Consider the following 16,181-nt stretch of genomic DNA (forward strand, 5'->3'; position numbering starts at 1 on the left):
CTGATGCTGCACCAGCAAGTTATGCAAAGCAAAGCCGCTTAATCGCGGCTTTTTAAATACACAGTTCAAAGATAAAAACTTAATAAGGATAGAGAAAAATGGGGGGCACCAAGGTTAAGGTATAATGGATGCGGTGTCAGGCTCTTTATCGTCTTGCCATCACCATGATATTGAAAACTCGACCAGTGATACCCTGCCTGAAAAACAGTAATGCAGCCAACCAAAAGCAAAAGGCATAAAAAAATCCGGCGAAAATGCCAGATTTTTTATGGTTAACAACCGGAAGCTGAGTAAATATCCAACAAAATCCGGTTATTTTTACCAGCCCAAGCCATGTGAACGATAGGAACGGGACTACGGCACAGAACATTATGGTTCAATTTTACTTTATTAGCTCCGCCCCCTTTTTCGAAACTTTAAGCGCCTCCAGCGACAGCACTTGGTCGTACTGCGGCCAGTCCTCACGGGCGCGTTTGAGCACGCCTTGCATGAGTTCATCCAGCTCGGGCACGGGTTGTTCGGGGGGCAATTGGTCAAAGGGGGCGGCCATCAGGGGGTGGTCTATTTTTTGCGGGTTGGCCAAGCCTTCCCACTGGCGCAGGCGCAGCAGGTAGAGGATTTCCACCGGCACACGTTCCAGGTGCCAGTCTTGGTTGAAATCGTAAGAGTTTTTCATGCTCTCTTTGCCAGTTTGCCAGGTGTGGCGGTCACACGCGGCCAGCAAGCAGGGCCGCAGGTCGTCAGGGTTAGGAGTGCGCCAGTTAGCCAGCAAGGTTTCGTAAATAGGTTCGTCATACGCATACGCGGGCCATTGGTGCGACACATCGCCCACCCAGTCGGCGAAGACACGTAGCATAAAGGCTTGGGCGCGGCGGTGTTCGTTTTCGTATTCGATCACCAGTTGATGCCCACGGTTGAGCGCGGCGTGCGTCAAATAGCCTTGGTGAATGACAGCATCTTTCCAGCCCAAAATCGCCATGGCCGCCATCATGTTGGTGGCGGTTTGGGTGCTGTAGTTTTGGCGTCTTCTGTCATTGCCTACGGCTTTGGCCAAGATATCAAACTGGCCCGCCCAAAAGAACAATTGCCAAATGCCCACTTGGTAGTAGCGCATCCAGTGGGCCAATTCGGACAGCCATCGCGGGTTGTCTGGGGCTGTAGCTAATACTTTGTGAAGTCGGTCGCGCACCATCCATTCCGCTGTGCTATTCGTTATGTTGTCTTTGTTTGGAACCTTCATTGGACGTGTCTGCAAAGCATCCTCGCGAGTGATGTACTCGCGTATTACGTCTACAAAGAATGCGTCCTCAACATGAGGTCCCTTGGCGATACGCCCTAACACACTTTTGTAAGAGGGCCACTTTGGGTTCACGCCCATGCGCTCGCACTGCATTATTTGTTGGGCCATGGTTCCACCTTGAACGTTGCTTCGCCAGTTGTGCCGGGAGCGGGCACACCGACTTTGACGGTCACGCCTTGAACTTTGACGTTTCCAGAATCTAATGCTTCTCGCAAAGCGTCAGCCAAAGCAGGATCGGATTTGGCAATTGAGCTATTGCTCAACCACCCCTCCAACCTTGTGCGCGGATCCCCTACTGCACTTTTCGCTCCGCCTACCCCATTGACCGAAGACTTCGCATCTACCACCACTACCGTAATCGTGTCGCCTTTGATGTCCACCGCACAGCCATCGCAACCCCATTTATTAACGTTAACGGGACAACATCAAATTCTCTTAAGGAAACAGAAGTTATAAGAATCTTTCTGCAACTTGCCTCTGGCATACAATCCCAAAAAAATATCTTCAGGTCTATTGTCAGTGTGGTAACGCAAAAAGGGGTCGGAGCTAATAATCACTATCTCTTATGCAAATCACTGAAACATAATGGATTAGCTAGACCTACCTCTAATTGTCTCCGACCCCTTTTTCTTCCTTTTTCTTGTGATTAATGGCGGGATTACTTAGTTGGACACTTGGACGGGACAGGTTGTTTTTATCCGTCCAAACCATGCGAACGGTATGAACGGGACACACCTTTAATTTTTCCTGCGCCTGATTTCTTCCAAGTCTTCTTTTAACCCATCCCTAAATGTATCCGTAATTTGCCTCTGCCTATCCAGCCTTTCCTTTTGCACTTCCGTAAGTTTATCTGGATCGTAATAGGTATCCGTGGTAAACGGCGTCATAAATTCACACTGCCCCTCAACTTCTGAGCAGTAGAGCATAGACTTCCTCTTCTTCTGCCTAACGTTTTCCGATGAATGAATGACTAATTCAACCTGATAAATTTCTGATTGTGTTAAAATAATTACAAACTGATACCACTCATTACGTTGTAAATTAGGAATATCACTTTTTCTAATCTCAACATGCTCTTCTATCAGCTCATCATTAGCATTTTTCCAAGATACAGTTATGGATTGCGGAATAGGTCCTGGAAGAGAGGCATGAGTTCTCCCTGATGGAAATACTCTGTCTTCTAACAGCCCATTTATATGACCTCCTCTTACAAGCCACTCACCCCACACTCCACTTTCAACATAAATTTGCTCATTACTATAATTCTTAAAAGTTATATTGTGTCGAACATTTGAACACCCTATTAAAAATGCTCCACAAATAATAATCAGGTTAATCTTTTTCATTAGAGCCCCCTATAGGGTGATAAACAGGCCGAGTTTGACGATCCTGCCAGCGCTCCCAGAAGTATCTGGAGTCATGAATATGGAAAAAGGGGTCGGAGCTAATAATCACTATCTCTTATGCAAATCACTGAAACATAATGGATTAGCTAGACCTACCTCTAATTGTCTCCGACCCCTTTTTCACTTTTTCCATGGTTCTTACCCATCCCCGGTGTGCAAACGATATGAACGGGACAACCGTCTCGCGGGTGATGCAGCCCCTTAACATTCATCACCTAAAGTCGGATGGCATTTTATCGTTACGTCTTCATAGCTCTGACTGATGTTGCCGTAGATTTTCAATGTACTGAACATTTCCACAACATTTTCGCCCAACTCTCGCATGATTGCCTCGGGATCAATAATAAACTCAGGGTCGTCGGGCTTTTTGTTCTGATCGTAGGCTTCTTTTTCTAGATAGAGCTTATCCAATATGGAACTTCTGATACTGACATTAAATTGATTAATCACGCCATCAATTACCAGCGGGCAGATTATGTAATTGCTATGTACCGATATTCCTTGACCACCGTAACGCGGATTATGGATGTTCGGACCAATATGTTCACTGACCCAGAAATTTTTGCAACGTATTCCACGAATATCTATAACTTTACCCCCAGGGTTGCTTTTCTTTTGTTCAGCCAAAACCTCAGGCGTATAAAAATCCAGACTGTCTCGTAAAAATTTCTCATAATCACCTGTCTTTAACACAGGAATAACACTGCTCAAAAACTTAGGATGCGCATTATTGGTTATAAATCCAAATCTTAATGCATATCCAACATAAGCATTATCTGGCCTACCATTTATGTTTATGAATCCATGCTGCACTGTATCAGGTGCAACATGATACCACGCTCCACTTTCAGGCACCCTCAGTGAAAATAATGCTTTCCCTTCATTCTGTACCACATAAGTTTTATCTGGAGACATCAGCGGATGACCCGATCCGGCACACCCATACAGCATCACAGTAATAAAAATTATTATCAGCGTTTTCATTTTCTGTTCTCTCTGATTAGGGCTTGTCGCCACAATTCATCTTACAGTCATAAGTCGAGTGCGTTGACAGGTCATTGGTTTGAGTGCCATTGGAATCGTATTTTGGATATTTATCATCCCCCAGCTTTGGTAGATTTTTTAAACCGTTGTAAATACTATCTGGTATCGATACCGGATCGGCACTACCCTGGTTCAGAGAGGGAATATAAGTGCCGCGATTTCGCCCCAGTAATTCCGCTACTGAATCATTGGGATTAGCCGCAGAGCCCGAGAAGATAAAATCCAATTTTTCAACAGTTTTTTCCATGGTTCCAGCTTGAACCGGCGCACTGAAAAATGAAAAAGGGGTCGGAGCTAATATTCCTTCGTCGGTCTACCTGAAAAAGGGGTCGGAGCTAATATTCCTTCGTCGGTCTACCCGGCCCCTGCCGCCCTAACCACACACCAAGCATATGCTCTATCTCTGCCCGAAAACGCTCGCCGCCCAACGGGTAGTTATGCTTTAAGCATTGCCGTAATTCCCGCATATCCTCATCAGTAATATCGTGACTAAATAATGCTTTATAGGCTTCTCTGCGCGTTTCAGCCTCTGTACCAAGGTTAAGATATAATGGATGCGGTGTCAGGCTCTTTATCGTCTTACCATCACCATGATATTGAAAACTCGACCAGTGATACTCGCCTGGGTGCGTTACCATTAACGCCCTTACCGGATTTAATTCTATGTAACGCAAACACAACAACAAGTATTGTTCGCTGTCTATCAGGCTGGCTTTATGCCGTCCTTCCCACAACGTGCCTGTTCGCCGGTAATGGCTGTTGATATAACGCACGTAGTCCCGCCCAACACTTTGCATTACCCGCGAAATACCCTCGCTATCTTGCGGTGTCATCAATAAATGTACGTGATTTGTCATTAGCACAAACGCATGTAATTCAACCTGATAACGCTTTAAAGCCTCACCCAGGCTTTGCATGTAAAAACCAAAATCATCGTCGCAGTAAAAACAAGCTTGCCGGTTATTGCCGCGTTGTACCACATGACAAGGAATACCTTTTGCGTAAAAGCGGGGTTTGCGGGCCATCGCTGATTACCGTGTTATTTATTTGTAACCAGTGTAGTTCAATTTTACTTTATTAGCTCCGCCCCCTTTTTCAGGAAGCTGATTAAATATCCAACAAAATCCGGTTGTTTTTATCCGTCCCCGGTGTGCGAACGGTATGAACGGGACAACGGGACAACAACATTCACACCTGCTCAAACCTCGACGGAATAAATTTCATATCCTCAGTAATAAACTCGGACAACAACGAGATCACGAGATTCTTATCAAAAACAGTATTAGCCCTCGGGAAGGGCTCTCCTTGAAAATATTCATACCCCAAGATTGTATGATTTCTATTTTCAAACATAAAAACTTTGAAATCTTCACCATCAGAAATTTCAAGTGATGGCAGAAATTTCCCACTATCAAAATGAATTATCAGTTTAACGGTTTTACTATTACCCTTTTTTTTACAGACAAGAACACCACAGAATTGAGAGTATTCCAGATATTTTTCTATTTCAGACAAAGTTGGTGACTCGACAACCGGAAATTGCTGCCGTTTCCCTTTTTGGTCTAAATAATAGCCACCAACACTTAAAAAAAACATTAATCGCCCTCCTTCAATGACTTCATACCGGGTTGCCAGTAATATGTTTTTGGCAACCCTGTCTCATTGTCAAAGGCGTTGACAAGTAGTGATTTTAGCCCTGCTTTTTCCGCTGCCGCCGCCACATCGCCCCGACAATAACCACAGACATCTTTGCCAGAAACACTCATAACCATGTTTTGTCCTGATGTTTTGCCGGAGTCAAAAGCTAGGAAAAAGGGGTCGGAGCTAATAATCACTATCTCTTATGCAAATCACTGAAACATAATGGATTAGCTAGACCTACCTCTAATTGTCTCCGACCCCTTTTTCGATGGATTAGCTAGACCTACCTCTAATTGTCTCCGACCCCTTTTTCGACCCCTTTTTCAAATAACTTCATAAAACTATCACTTGAATTCTATTCTTTCGTTGCAACTCTGGCAGTGGCAATACCCTGCAAAATATTCATCATCAATCAGAAAAGAAAATGGGCGAAGCAAAAATGGAACCTTCGGCTTTGCAATCCTCACCCTTTCCTGATCCATATTGAATAATAACGCTTGCCTCCCACAATGAGGGCAATTTACAAAACAACCCAATAATGACCATACCCCCAAAGCTGCCAAAGCCAACCCTAAAATAATAAATTTAGAGAACACCATAGTGGGCTCAGCCAGAACATTATATTCTTTTAATAACCCGAATATAACAACGAGGACAACTATAAAAATATTAAAAATAGATACTCCAAAGAATAACTTAAACCTCATTCAATACCTACCATTAAAAGCTTTTGTCTAAAACTACAGTTTCTAGTTCTTCCTTTAACTTCTTACTAAACCAGCTTGGGCCAACCCACATGTAAATTACAACCCCAAACCAAAGTATAGAAACCGTAGAGCTCATAAGCTCAAGTCCTGCATCAGCGAGTGCAATTGCTGAGACATTAAAAAAAATATAAGCGGCAAGCAACAGCATAATAGTTCTGGCTTTATTTCCACTAATCAGCCAAGTGTTTAAACGCCACCAGATCCCCATCAAGGGATTCTGCCGAGCCTTTATATTGGTTAATAACCCCAGGGCTAAATTATTATTAGGGTCTTGTTGCAAAGCCCAAACAGCATGCTCCTTTGCCTCAGCAATATTCCCCCTTCTCAAAAGAACCTGGCCTTTACCAATTAATGAGTATAAATGCTGCGGCTCTATTGAAAGTGCTTCGTTATAATATTTTTCGGCATTGTACTGTTCATTCATTTCGTACCAGTAGTCACCGTACTGTCCAAGAATATCAGGGTCATCAGGCGCCAACTCCAGCGCACGGTCCAATATTACTTTAGCTTCAGCAAATTGAGATTTGCCTAAATACACAGAGCTAAGAAGCTCCAAAAAACTCACATTTTCCGGTTCGATAGCAAGAGCCTGCTTTAAATGCGTTATTGCTGCGTTGAAGTCTCTTTTTACATGAAATATCTTTCCTAAAGCGTAATGTGCATATGAAGAGTTTGGCTCTAACTTTAAGCCTACTTCAGCCTCATATTGTGCAGCAACAATACGTTTTTGCTTGATTAAACCGAACGACAAGTAGCTATGCAAAAATCCATTATCAGGCTCGATGCTTAAAGCAGATTTAAGAGCGTCAATACCACCACTGAAATCACCGTAACGGTAACGTTGTGAGGCTATTTCAATAAAACGATCAATTGAAATCACGTTATCGTTCATTGCATTACCTCTGCCAATAGAGCGCCAATAACAAATGATTCTACTTTCCTTCCTACCACAAACGCTATAAGCAATCCAATAACAGGGTGGGCAACTTGCCCATTGAAATATTCATAAACATCAAAACTATCTCGCTGCATAAGAAAAATTTTATAACAAAAAATCAGTTCAACGCTGATAATTACCATCTTTATGTATTGTGTATTGATGCCATCAAGATACCCCTTGCTATAAAGAGTTCCGAAGCCCAAATACATCAGAGTAAAAATGAATAATGCTATGAAAACTGTAATTAATTCTTTGTTACGACTGGGGCTATTTAATGCAAAGCTGTTTATTACCGACCAAGTCCAGCTAAATAGGGCGCCTCCCAGCATAAAACCCAATAACGGCCACATAGGATCTACCGTTACCTTGGATAGCTTGCTACCACGAGGCTCGTCCATTATCTGATAAGTGTTCATGCCGTCATTTCCCATACTTCTTTAAAAATTCCACAACCTCATCATATTGTCCCGCATCGTTCGCGTATTTTGCGTAATTTCGGGCCATTGTGAGCCACTCCAATGCAGTCGATTTACTATTTTGAATTGCTTCATCAATATGTCTCTTATTCAACGGGACTTCTTCACCGCTGGAGATCGACTCTTCGATTGCTTCGTCAACTGCCAATTCGATCAGATTCAGTAAATCGGCACCAGAAAGCCCACTGGTTTGTTTTGCCAATTTTTCGACGTTAATTGAATTCCCACCGGGCCTGTCTTTCAGAAGCTGCTTTAGAATATCAACTCTGGCTAGTTGATCTGGCGGAGCAACAAACACAACCCGATCAAAACGGCCGGGACGACGAAATGCGGGATCAAGAGCCCAAGGTACATTGGTCGCACCAAGAATCAAAACTCCTTGATTATTTTGGGAAAAACCATCCAATTCAGACAGAAACTGGCTTACCAGTTTAGATGATGTTGCTTCTCGTGTATGTTGACGTTTTGCAGCTAAAGCTTCTATCTCGTCAAAAAATATAACCGCAGGAGTCTTGGAGCGCGCTTGCTCAAAAATAGCATGAAGCTTTCTTTCAGACTCTCCGATGTACATATCCAATATGTCTGAAATGGCAACATTAAAAAACTCTGCATTACATTCACCCGCAGTAGCTCGTGCTAAAAGTGTTTTCCCGCATCCTGGTGGACCATACAGAAGGATACCTCCGCCAATTTTCTTTCGAAATCGGTTAAACAGCGAGGGTTTCTGAAATGGGGTAATAATTTTTTTCCGTATTTGGTTTTTAACTTGTTCCAAACCACCTACATCGGCAAATGTCACTTTGTCTTTCGTTGGGTGAATAAGGCGAGTTACTTCAACTGAATCCGTATTATCGTTTGAAATGACTCGCAATTTAATTTGTTTGTCTTTTAGAGACGTTAAGCCTGACGCGTTTAAGAGTTTCGCAAAGTCAATATCTTCCAAAGCAGGGTTTTCAATAACGGAGTTTTCGTACAACACTTTTGCATTAGCAATATCGTTAAGAGCGTAATAAGCTTTGGCACGAATAAAGTTAATTTCAGGTGAGTCTAGAACAAGCGCCTTCAAAGCATTTTCAGGCTCATTTACGGCGAGAAGCACTTTAGCTGTCAGCAATTGTTGCTTCTTATCTAAGGAATTAAAATCAATGCCAGCCAACAACTCTAAAGAATGCTGCAGCTCTTCTATATCAAAATACGCTTGAACTAGTGTAAAACGCAATGCCAGATTGTCCGGACTTTGAGCTAAAGCTATTTCAAGATTACTTAGTAGACTTTTATCCATAATGTAACTCTACTTATAATTTTTCGGCGAAGGCGCACTATCGTAAAAGCAAACCCGTTCTTTCTATGCTAATACCATCTATATTGGCCTGATAAAGTCGGAAACCACTCTTAATTTTTTATAGTAACGTAAGCTCTTTTAAATTAACGGAAGTTCGAGGTATCGATATTACAACACTTCTTTGCACTCAAGCTATTCTTCCCGGTAAATAAAACGCTACTTTTATTATGCCGGTTTCTACCGATGTAGAATTACAGAATGAGCGAATTTCTCAGGTCATTCAAAGAAAAATCCCGGCAACTGGACTTCGGCAGTTGCGACCAGCAAACCGAGCAAGCGATTTACCGTGCCCGGTATAACCAAATCCGAACCCATCAGAATTTAGGTGGCTTAACGCAAGCCGAAGTCTGACGCGGCAAACGGAATAAAAATGCAGAGCAGACGCGGTGGGTTAGTGCTTGGCAGGGAGTGTTGTGTGGCTATTATTTGCCTGACTAGCGGCCACTGTTTTTTGGCAGGATAAAAAAACAGCATTCGCACAGGATGCCGCCTTACCTTGCCTGAAATACAGAAAAACTGCTGACCAAAGGCAGCAGACATAAAAAATCCGGCGAAAATGCCAGATTTTTCATGGTTAACAACCGGAAGCTGATTAAATTTCAAGCGAAAACGGGTTGTTTTTATACAACCCAAGCATGTGAACGATACGAACAGGACACATTAAACGATATTAAAATATCGCATCACTTCATCTATTCTATTCATCAGCTTCGGGATATCTGTCTTAATTTCATTCGATCGATATTTTCGAACAAAATCATAATCACCCAAAATTGCCATCATAATGCAATATTGCACACCAAACTGCCCTTCAATGTTTTTTGGGGCACTCCGCAGCAAGTTTTCCTCAGAAGAAAAGTCATAATATTTATCTAAAACAGAAAGCCCTTCATCAAACATTTGGCGAATAACGTCTTCCGCTTTATCACTCTCTATATCATAAAAACGAATACCCCCAACATAATCTCTATTCAAGCTCTCCAAGCGAACCCAACTCGTCAACTCGAAAGGCTCGCCATATATATGCTTGATAACCTTACCAGCCTCTTTATTTAGAAAACCTGCAACTGGTTGCATTAAAGCGCTGCCGGGACTAAAAGACCACGTAGGGTCAACAATTTTAACACTGTGCTTCAGCTCTTTCTTATTTTTGAATGCACCAGCACTAAATTCCCAACCAGGATAATCCTGAACTATCAATTTGCACAAGTTGATAATTTCATCTTTATTTAACATTAACCCTTTTTCGGAGTTACCAAATTTCATGGGTTTCTGCTCTATATTCTTTTTCAATTCGCTCAACTAGCAGAGGAGCACTAATAATTCCTTCTGTTGGATACTTCAACTCTTCTGGGATCAGGCCTCTCCCCAAACGGACAGCATCACCTCCGTTCCACAACCAAATAGAGCCGCCTTGGCCTCCGTTCCTAGAGCGGAACGTGGGGAATACTTGCAAACTCTCACAAACAGGAACGTTTGCAACCACAGATAGCAACCCTTGATTAACTGCGCTCTGAACAACAAAGAAGGCAGAAAACTGAACGGGGCCGCTTACAACAGATGAGAAATCTGCAGGCTTCTTGCCGTAAAACCCAGAAAAAACCCGTATCAAATAGCCAAACTCAGGGTGTTTATGAGTGACTTGCGCATATGCAATCCCCTGCGATGTTAAAATCTGCAAAACATCGCCCTGCTTCACTTTCTTTGCCATTTAAAATCCTTCATACCCTGCCTTTTTCAACAGCTCGAAAAATGGGGTCCGGAAAAAGGGGTCGGAGCTAATATTCCCTTGTCGGTCTACCCGGTCCCAGCCGCCCTAACCGCACACCAAGCATATGCTCTATCTCTGCCCGAAAACGCTCGCCACCCAACGGGTAGTTATGCTTTAAACATTGCCGTAACTCCCGCATATCCTCATTAGTAATATCGTGACTAAATAATGCTTTGTAGGCTTCTCTGCGCGTTTCAGCTTCTGTGCCAAGGTTAAGATATAACGGATGCGGTGTCAGGCTCTTTATCGTCTTGCCATCACCATGATATTGAAAACTCGACCAGTGATACTCGCCTGGGTGCGTTACCATTAACGCCCTTACCGGGTTTAATTCTATGTAGCGTAAACACAGCAACAAGTATTGTTCGCTGTCTATCAGGCTGGCTTTATGCCGTCCTTCCCACAACGTGCCTGTTCGCCGGTAATGGCTGTTGATATAACGCACGTAGTCCCGCCCAACACTTTGCATTACCCGCGAAATACCCTCGCTATCTTGCGGTGTCATCAATAAATGTACGTGATTTGTCATTAGCACAAACGCATGTAATTCAACCTGATAACGCTTTAAAGCCTCACCCAGGCTTTGCATGTAAAAACCAAAATCATCGTCGCAGTAAAAACAAGCTTGCCGGTTATTGCCGCGTTGTACCACATGACAAGGAATACCTTTTGCGTAAAAGCGGGGTTTGCGGGCCATCGCTGATTACCGTGTTATTTATTTGTAACCAGTGTAGTTCAATTTTACTTTATTAGCTCCGACCCCTTTTTCACGGGCCATCGCTGATTACCGTACTATTTATTTGTAACCAGTGTAGTTCAATTTTACTTTATTAGCTCCGACCCCTTTTTCACTGACATTAAATTGATTAATCACGCCATCAATTACCAGCGGGCAGATTATGTAATTGCTATGTACCGATATTCCTTGACCACCGTAACGCGGATTATGGATGTTCGGACCAATATGTTCACTGACCCAGAAATTTTTGCAACGTATTCCACGAATATCTATAACTTTACCCCCAGGGTTGCTTTTCTTTTGTTCAGCCAAAACCTCAGGCGTATAAAAATCCAGACTGTCTCTTAAAAACTTCTCATAGTCACCTGTCTTTAACACAGGGATAACACTACTTAAAAATTTAGGATGCTCATTTTGGGTTATAAATCGAAATCTTAACGCATATCCCAAATAGGGATTATCGGGGGCTCCTTTGATATTAACGGTTCCCCATTTCATGGTTTCTGCCGTACTGATATACCATTTTCCATCCTTAGGGGGACCTAATGAAAAAAGTGGTTTACCGTCGTTTTCAATAATGTAAATCTGCTTTGGCTGCATAAGAATACGATTAGATCCGGCACACCCAAACAAGACCACGGTAATAAAAATTATTATCAGCGTTTTCATTTTCTGCTCTCTCTGATTAGGGCTTGTCGCCGCAATGGGAAAAAGGGGTCGGAGCTAATAATAATGGGAAAAAGGGGTCGGAGCTAATAATCACTATCTCTTATGCAAATCACTGAAACATAATGGATTAGCTAGACCTACCTCTAATTGTCTCCGACCCCTTTTTCTCGACCCCTTTTTCTGCGGACCCCTTTTTCTGGTGTCATCACCCATGGTGAAGCCAACATTCAGGTAGTAGCTTTTTTCTTTGTCATGGTCGGCAATATCGCTATAGGCCAGGCTGCCGGTGTCCAGGGTTAAGTTGCCAAGGTCATTACCGTTTTCATCAATATTGGCAATCACGGCACCGTCTATCTGGGTATGGCCTTCAGTGCGGATATTCACTGAGCCGCTGCCAATAATGCTGCTTTGCTCATTGACCCAGGCGCTGCTGCCTTCGGTTTCGCCATAGCCAACACTGGCACCACCGCTGGCACCGGCACCTAAGGTGATATTGGCGCTGACATCCCAGCGGTTGCCTTCTACCTGGCTGGGTGAGCGCCGCCCGGAATGAGCGAGAGCGCGCAGCTCATTCAGGCGTGAACGCGAGGACAAAGGACGTCCGAGCCGGGAGGACGATCATCAGGGATGTGTATACTCAGAACCCTGTGCAACGAACTACAAACAACATGCTTTTAACGTTATTAATTTATATAAGCTTCAGCTTATTGCTGGTGTTGACTGGCTGGTTTAGCCGCTTTACTGCAAAACCAGCAAAACCTTTTTATGCCAAACCCATTACCGCAGTTTTGCCTGCCAAACCTTATTGCAAAAACCGTAAAAAGCCGCAATGGGTGGTGGACAAGGTGCTCTATCTGGCAGCGATATCCGGCTACGGGGCCGGTAAAGTGGCGGAGCTATTTAACCAGCGCTACGGCCATAACGGTGATAGCGTTGGCAAAACCTTTGTGTATTACCAGATAAAAGAAAAACAGTATCAGATACGCATTTTGCGGCGGGATATTAAAAACACTCCGCCCAGAGCCGTGCCGGTTAACCACACCTGGGGCATGGACTTAACTACGATCACGCTAAGCAAGCAGCAAAAACTCATTCTTGGAATTGTCGATCACGGCTCAAGATTGAGCATTGCGCTGCGGGAGCTGAAATCTAAACACTCCGATATGCTGCTTCTGGAAATCTGCCAGTCGATAAAACAATTCGGCTTGCCGAAGTTTATCCGTACCGATAACGAAAGGTGTTTTACCTCCACGACGTTTAAGCTGGCATTAAAGCTGCTGGGAATACGGCACCAAACCTCAGATATTGCCAGTCCATGGCAAAATGGTCGCATTGGGCGATTCTTCGGATCATTCAAGGAGAAGTTCAGGCAACTGGATTTAACCGGTTGCAATTTGCAAACCGAACTGGATATTTACCGCGCCTGGTACAACCAAATCCGAACCCATCAGGGTTTAGGTGGCTTAACGCCAGCCGAAGTTTGGCGCGGCAAACGGAATAAAAATGCAGAGCAGGCGCGGAGGGTTAGCGCATGGCAGGGTGTGTTATGTGGTTATTATTTGCCTGATTAGCAGCCACTGTTTCTTGGCAGGATAAAAAACAGCATTCGCACAGAATGCCGCCTTACCCTGCCTGAAATACAGAAAAACTACTGACCAAAAGCAACAGACATAAAAAAATCCGGCGAAAATGCCAGATTTTTTATGGTTAACAACCGGAAGCTGATGAGATTTCAAGCGAAAACGGGTTATTTTTATACAACCCTGGCATGTGAACGATACGAACGGGACATGGTTAGCACAAAGATTTTGGCTAACTCTAAGATAAACCACCCGCCACCTTGCTGGATTTTTCAGCAAAATGACGGTGATTAATGGTGGGATTACTTAGTTGGACACTTGGACGGGACATCGATTTTGTCGCAAAAAATCTGGCTCCCAATCCTGCAAGAGAGCCTTTAAAGCTGGCAAGTTCCATTGCCGATTGAGATCACTTTCAGGCCGTTTAATAAAATTAAGATAACAATCTTTTAAGGTAGGAAGATACTCCTTCCAGCATTGTCGCTTCAAAATATTAATCAAATATCCCATATCTAAAACAAGCTCTTTGGACAATCCAATTATTTTTACCAAAGGTGTTTTAATCCGTTCTTTAGCTGCCTTACTTAGATCGCCATCATAAGTTCCGGATTGAATGTAATCTCTTTCAGCATATCTTGAGTAGTATTGAAAAAGAGAATTAATGATCCTCTCATAAGTAGTATCGTAATTTGTGTGAAGTCGATGTGGATCTAAATTACCTAAAAGATCAATACGTTCATTAATGCAATCCTCAAAGTATTTAATAGACCTTTCTGAACCCCATGCAGCTAAAAGTTTTGCAGCTTCTATCGGAACCAAATAATTTTTAGCATCGGCAATAGGTGTTAACAAAGCTTCCAATTTGGGGATGCGATCTTGATCTATCTCATCATCATCACAATAAAAAACATCCTCCATATCTCCGATTAATTCGCCGTTTCTATCATAATGTTTATAAATTAGATCGTAAACTTCCTGCCCCATTAATTCTTTCAAGGTCGCCATTACTGCCCTCCTTTAATATATTCACTAGGCACACAACCTCTGATTAGACATTCATTATCTCTTGTCGCATTTTCCAAATCCTGCTTGGCTCGTTCAAGCTTTTGGGCATTTTTAGGCGACGGATTTGCATCATAACGAATCTGAATCTGATCAACATCATTTTGCAGTTCCGCCTGAACTCGCTTAGGTGGAATAATTTCAACATCGTTAACTTTGCCAGCATTGATATCCTGCTGTAAACGCTTGGTATCAATTTCTATTGTATTTTCGCCATAGTTTTTAACGCCTGAAGTGGTGTTACCATCAACAGCAGTGGTAGACGTATACTGGCTATTGCTCTTAGCCGGATCAGCGCCTCTAACATGCTGCTGAATTGTAATATCACCATATGGATTAGCGGGAACTAAATTACCCTCTTCATCAATATAAGATTTTTTCTGATTTTTTGTATTTGTTGTCGCAGAAAAATCATTGTCTTTTCTGGTTACACTGTTAGGAATATTGCCAATATTTCCAGCAGAATCAGCCCCTGGAATCATGTCATCAGTATGATTTATTTGACCACTTTTAACATCCTGATACTTATCTACCACCTTATCCAGAACCTTGCCGCCCACCTTCGCAGCAAGAATTTCCAGACCTACTATACCAGCACCTTTTAGCAGTTCGATATCCGGGCTTACATTCCCCTCAAAAAGCAAAAAGGGGTCAAGCAAAAAGAGCAAAAAGGGGTCGGAGCTAATAATCACTATCTCTTATGCAAATCACTGAAACATAATGGATTAGCTAGACCTACCTCTAATTGTCTCCGACCCCTTTTTAGGCGGACCCCTTTTTAGGCGCATGGCAGGGAGTGTTGTGTGGATATTATTTGCCTGATTAGCCGAAGGTGTTTTCTGGCAGGAAAAAACAACGTTCACATAGAATGCCGCCTTACCCTGCCTGAAAAACAGAAAAGCGGCTAACCAAAGGCAACAGACATAAAAAAATCCGGCGACAATGCCAGATTTTTTATGGTTAACAACCGGAAATTGATTAAATTCCAAACAGAAAAGGGTTGTTTTTATACAACCCTGGCGTGTGAACGATATGAACGGGACAACGGGACAACACCGATACCCATAACGACATTGTCATTAACAATAACAATCCCATTAGATTCATAATTGTAAAACTTCCCATCACCCCATTTAATTAAGAATACAGATTCGCTGTCAAAAATATCGATAGAGTAATCGTTAACTCTATCTACTGGAAAGGTAAATATAGGCACTTCACTTTTTTCAATTAGAAAAGCACTCTTTTCTTTAAACACGCGTGATGGATACAGGCTCTCCACCTCCAATATTTTCCCACTATCAGAGACCCAAACGCTTGTTCCATACCCAACATTTTTTACTGTTGCAGAGTCATTCATCAGTGTTGATTCTATTCCATACACTGGAACACTTTCATCCCTGTAACAACTGAACTCATTAACAACATTTTCAGGATTGTCCAT

Annotated in this window: 22 protein-coding genes; 2 read left to right on the plus strand and 20 right to left on the minus strand. The window is 42.9% G+C overall.

Annotation, left to right across the window (positions count from 1 at the left end; translation table 11 throughout):
* Positions 1–382: 382 nt before the first annotated feature.
* The 12 genes from J3B89_RS16985 to J3B89_RS17040 form a co-directional block, all read right to left on the minus strand.
* On the minus strand, positions 383–1,408 hold the full coding sequence (locus J3B89_RS16985; protein WP_215398967.1) for a hypothetical protein: 1,026 nt from the start codon (positions 1,406–1,408) through the stop codon (positions 383–385).
* Positions 1,393–1,680, minus strand: coding sequence for a hypothetical protein (locus tag J3B89_RS16990; protein WP_215398966.1), 288 nt, complete (start codon positions 1,678–1,680; stop codon positions 1,393–1,395). The genes J3B89_RS16985 and J3B89_RS16990 overlap by 16 nt, the downstream gene beginning before the upstream one ends.
* A 357-nt stretch (positions 1,681–2,037) precedes the next feature.
* Positions 2,038–2,646, minus strand: coding sequence for a hypothetical protein (locus J3B89_RS16995; RefSeq protein WP_215398965.1), 609 nt, complete (start codon positions 2,644–2,646; stop codon positions 2,038–2,040).
* A gap of 261 nt (positions 2,647–2,907) precedes the next feature.
* On the minus strand, positions 2,908–3,690 hold the full coding sequence (locus J3B89_RS17000; RefSeq protein ID WP_215398964.1) for a hypothetical protein: 783 nt from the start codon (positions 3,688–3,690) through the stop codon (positions 2,908–2,910).
* A gap of 16 nt (positions 3,691–3,706) precedes the next feature.
* A complete protein-coding gene (locus J3B89_RS17005) occupies positions 3,707–3,997 on the minus strand; it encodes a hypothetical protein (protein ID WP_215398963.1) in 291 nt (96 codons plus the stop codon).
* 88 nt (positions 3,998–4,085) lie between these two features.
* Entirely contained in the window at positions 4,086–4,775 is a 690-nt protein-coding gene (locus J3B89_RS17010; protein ID WP_215398962.1) for a transposase, read from the minus strand.
* A 163-nt stretch (positions 4,776–4,938) separates the two neighbouring features.
* Entirely contained in the window at positions 4,939–5,346 is a 408-nt protein-coding gene (locus J3B89_RS17015) for a DUF6911 family protein (protein WP_215398961.1), read from the minus strand.
* Positions 5,346–5,585, minus strand: a complete 240-nt coding sequence (locus tag J3B89_RS17020) for a cytidine deaminase-like fold-containing protein (RefSeq protein ID WP_433915373.1) — start codon at positions 5,583–5,585, stop codon at positions 5,346–5,348. The genes J3B89_RS17015 and J3B89_RS17020 overlap by 1 nt, the downstream gene beginning before the upstream one ends.
* A gap of 150 nt (positions 5,586–5,735) precedes the next feature.
* Positions 5,736–6,098 carry a hypothetical protein gene (locus tag J3B89_RS17025; RefSeq protein WP_215398959.1) on the minus strand — a complete coding sequence of 121 codons (363 nt, stop codon included), beginning with the start codon at positions 6,096–6,098 and terminating at the stop codon, positions 5,736–5,738.
* A gap of 13 nt (positions 6,099–6,111) precedes the next feature.
* Complete coding sequence (locus J3B89_RS17030) at positions 6,112–7,050, minus strand: tetratricopeptide repeat protein (protein ID WP_215398958.1); 939 nt, start codon at positions 7,048–7,050, stop codon at positions 6,112–6,114.
* Positions 7,047–7,514, minus strand: a complete 468-nt coding sequence (locus J3B89_RS17035; protein ID WP_215398957.1) for a hypothetical protein — start codon at positions 7,512–7,514, stop codon at positions 7,047–7,049. The genes J3B89_RS17030 and J3B89_RS17035 overlap by 4 nt, the downstream gene beginning before the upstream one ends.
* Before the next feature lie 4 nt (positions 7,515–7,518).
* Positions 7,519–8,856 carry an ATP-binding protein gene (locus J3B89_RS17040; RefSeq protein ID WP_215398956.1) on the minus strand — a complete coding sequence of 446 codons (1,338 nt, stop codon included), beginning with the start codon at positions 8,854–8,856 and terminating at the stop codon, positions 7,519–7,521.
* Between the two features lie 258 nt (positions 8,857–9,114).
* Between J3B89_RS17040 and J3B89_RS17045 the strand changes: the two genes are divergently transcribed.
* Positions 9,115–9,267 (plus strand): hypothetical protein, encoded by a 153-nt coding sequence (locus J3B89_RS17045; RefSeq protein ID WP_215398955.1) that lies wholly within the window; start codon positions 9,115–9,117, stop codon positions 9,265–9,267.
* 309 nt (positions 9,268–9,576) lie between these two features.
* Here J3B89_RS17045 and J3B89_RS17050 read toward each other — a convergent pair whose 3' ends face one another.
* From J3B89_RS17050 to J3B89_RS17070, 5 genes are all read right to left on the minus strand, one after another.
* Positions 9,577–10,182, minus strand: a complete 606-nt coding sequence (locus J3B89_RS17050) for a hypothetical protein (protein WP_215398954.1) — start codon at positions 10,180–10,182, stop codon at positions 9,577–9,579.
* On the minus strand, positions 10,169–10,627 hold the full coding sequence (locus tag J3B89_RS17055) for a hypothetical protein (protein ID WP_215398953.1): 459 nt from the start codon (positions 10,625–10,627) through the stop codon (positions 10,169–10,171). The genes J3B89_RS17050 and J3B89_RS17055 overlap by 14 nt, the downstream gene beginning before the upstream one ends.
* 67 nt (positions 10,628–10,694) lie before the next feature.
* On the minus strand, positions 10,695–11,384 hold the full coding sequence (locus J3B89_RS17060) for a transposase (protein ID WP_215398952.1): 690 nt from the start codon (positions 11,382–11,384) through the stop codon (positions 10,695–10,697).
* A 99-nt stretch (positions 11,385–11,483) separates the two neighbouring features.
* Positions 11,484–12,095, minus strand: a complete 612-nt coding sequence (locus J3B89_RS17065; RefSeq protein ID WP_215398951.1) for a hypothetical protein — start codon at positions 12,093–12,095, stop codon at positions 11,484–11,486.
* A gap of 93 nt (positions 12,096–12,188) precedes the next feature.
* Positions 12,189–12,689: a hypothetical protein gene (locus J3B89_RS17070; RefSeq protein ID WP_215398950.1), complete on the minus strand. Its 501-nt coding sequence runs from the start codon at positions 12,687–12,689 to the stop codon at positions 12,189–12,191.
* A 119-nt stretch (positions 12,690–12,808) separates the two neighbouring features.
* Here J3B89_RS17070 and J3B89_RS17075 point away from each other — a divergent pair, with 119 nt between their 5' ends.
* On the plus strand, positions 12,809–13,666 hold the full coding sequence (locus J3B89_RS17075) for an integrase core domain-containing protein (protein ID WP_215796722.1): 858 nt from the start codon (positions 12,809–12,811) through the stop codon (positions 13,664–13,666).
* 315 nt (positions 13,667–13,981) lie between these two features.
* Here J3B89_RS17075 and J3B89_RS17080 read toward each other — a convergent pair whose 3' ends face one another.
* From J3B89_RS17080 to J3B89_RS17090, 3 genes are all read right to left on the minus strand, one after another.
* Entirely contained in the window at positions 13,982–14,680 is a 699-nt protein-coding gene (locus J3B89_RS17080; RefSeq protein WP_215398948.1) for a hypothetical protein, read from the minus strand.
* Positions 14,680–15,429, minus strand: a complete 750-nt coding sequence (locus J3B89_RS17085; protein ID WP_215398947.1) for a hypothetical protein — start codon at positions 15,427–15,429, stop codon at positions 14,680–14,682. Before J3B89_RS17085 ends, J3B89_RS17080 begins: the two co-directional genes overlap by 1 nt.
* 314 nt (positions 15,430–15,743) lie before the next feature.
* On the minus strand, positions 15,744–16,181 hold the full coding sequence (locus J3B89_RS17090; protein WP_215398946.1) for a hypothetical protein: 438 nt from the start codon (positions 16,179–16,181) through the stop codon (positions 15,744–15,746).

Origin of the sequence: Rheinheimera oceanensis (assembly GCF_018831085.1) — a bacterium.
Taxonomy (GTDB): domain Bacteria; phylum Pseudomonadota; class Gammaproteobacteria; order Enterobacterales; family Alteromonadaceae; genus Alishewanella; species Alishewanella oceanensis.

Bases quoted from the DNA above. Each gene is read 5' to 3' on its own strand.
- J3B89_RS17005 (WP_215398963.1), bottom strand. From the start codon at position 3,997: ATGGAAAAAACTGTTGAAAAATTGGATTTTATCTTCTCGGGCTCTGCG.
- J3B89_RS17060 (WP_215398952.1), bottom strand. From the start codon at position 11,384: ATGGCCCGCAAACCCCGCTTTTACGCAAAAGGTATTCCTTGTCATGTG.
- J3B89_RS17000 (WP_215398964.1), bottom strand. From the start codon at position 3,690: ATGAAAACGCTGATAATAATTTTTATTACTGTGATGCTGTATGGGTGT.
- J3B89_RS17015 (WP_215398961.1), bottom strand. From the start codon at position 5,346: ATGTTTTTTTTAAGTGTTGGTGGCTATTATTTAGACCAAAAAGGGAAA.
- J3B89_RS17080 (WP_215398948.1), bottom strand. From the start codon at position 14,680: ATGGCGACCTTGAAAGAATTAATGGGGCAGGAAGTTTACGATCTAATT.
- J3B89_RS17090 (WP_215398946.1), bottom strand. From the start codon at position 16,181: ATGGACAATCCTGAAAATGTTGTTAATGAGTTCAGTTGTTACAGGGAT.
- J3B89_RS17040 (WP_215398956.1), bottom strand. From the start codon at position 8,856: ATGGATAAAAGTCTACTAAGTAATCTTGAAATAGCTTTAGCTCAAAGT.
- J3B89_RS17065 (WP_215398951.1), bottom strand. From the start codon at position 12,095: ATGAAAACGCTGATAATAATTTTTATTACCGTGGTCTTGTTTGGGTGT.
- J3B89_RS17030 (WP_215398958.1), bottom strand. From the start codon at position 7,050: ATGAACGATAACGTGATTTCAATTGATCGTTTTATTGAAATAGCCTCA.
- J3B89_RS16995 (WP_215398965.1), bottom strand. From the start codon at position 2,646: ATGAAAAAGATTAACCTGATTATTATTTGTGGAGCATTTTTAATAGGG.
- J3B89_RS17055 (WP_215398953.1), bottom strand. From the start codon at position 10,627: ATGGCAAAGAAAGTGAAGCAGGGCGATGTTTTGCAGATTTTAACATCG.
- J3B89_RS17035 (WP_215398957.1), bottom strand. From the start codon at position 7,514: ATGAACACTTATCAGATAATGGACGAGCCTCGTGGTAGCAAGCTATCC.
- J3B89_RS17050 (WP_215398954.1), bottom strand. From the start codon at position 10,182: ATGAAATTTGGTAACTCCGAAAAAGGGTTAATGTTAAATAAAGATGAA.
- J3B89_RS16985 (WP_215398967.1), bottom strand. From the start codon at position 1,408: ATGGCCCAACAAATAATGCAGTGCGAGCGCATGGGCGTGAACCCAAAG.
- J3B89_RS17010 (WP_215398962.1), bottom strand. From the start codon at position 4,775: ATGGCCCGCAAACCCCGCTTTTACGCAAAAGGTATTCCTTGTCATGTG.
- J3B89_RS17045 (WP_215398955.1), top strand. From the start codon at position 9,115: ATGAGCGAATTTCTCAGGTCATTCAAAGAAAAATCCCGGCAACTGGAC.
- J3B89_RS17025 (WP_215398959.1), bottom strand. From the start codon at position 6,098: ATGAGGTTTAAGTTATTCTTTGGAGTATCTATTTTTAATATTTTTATA.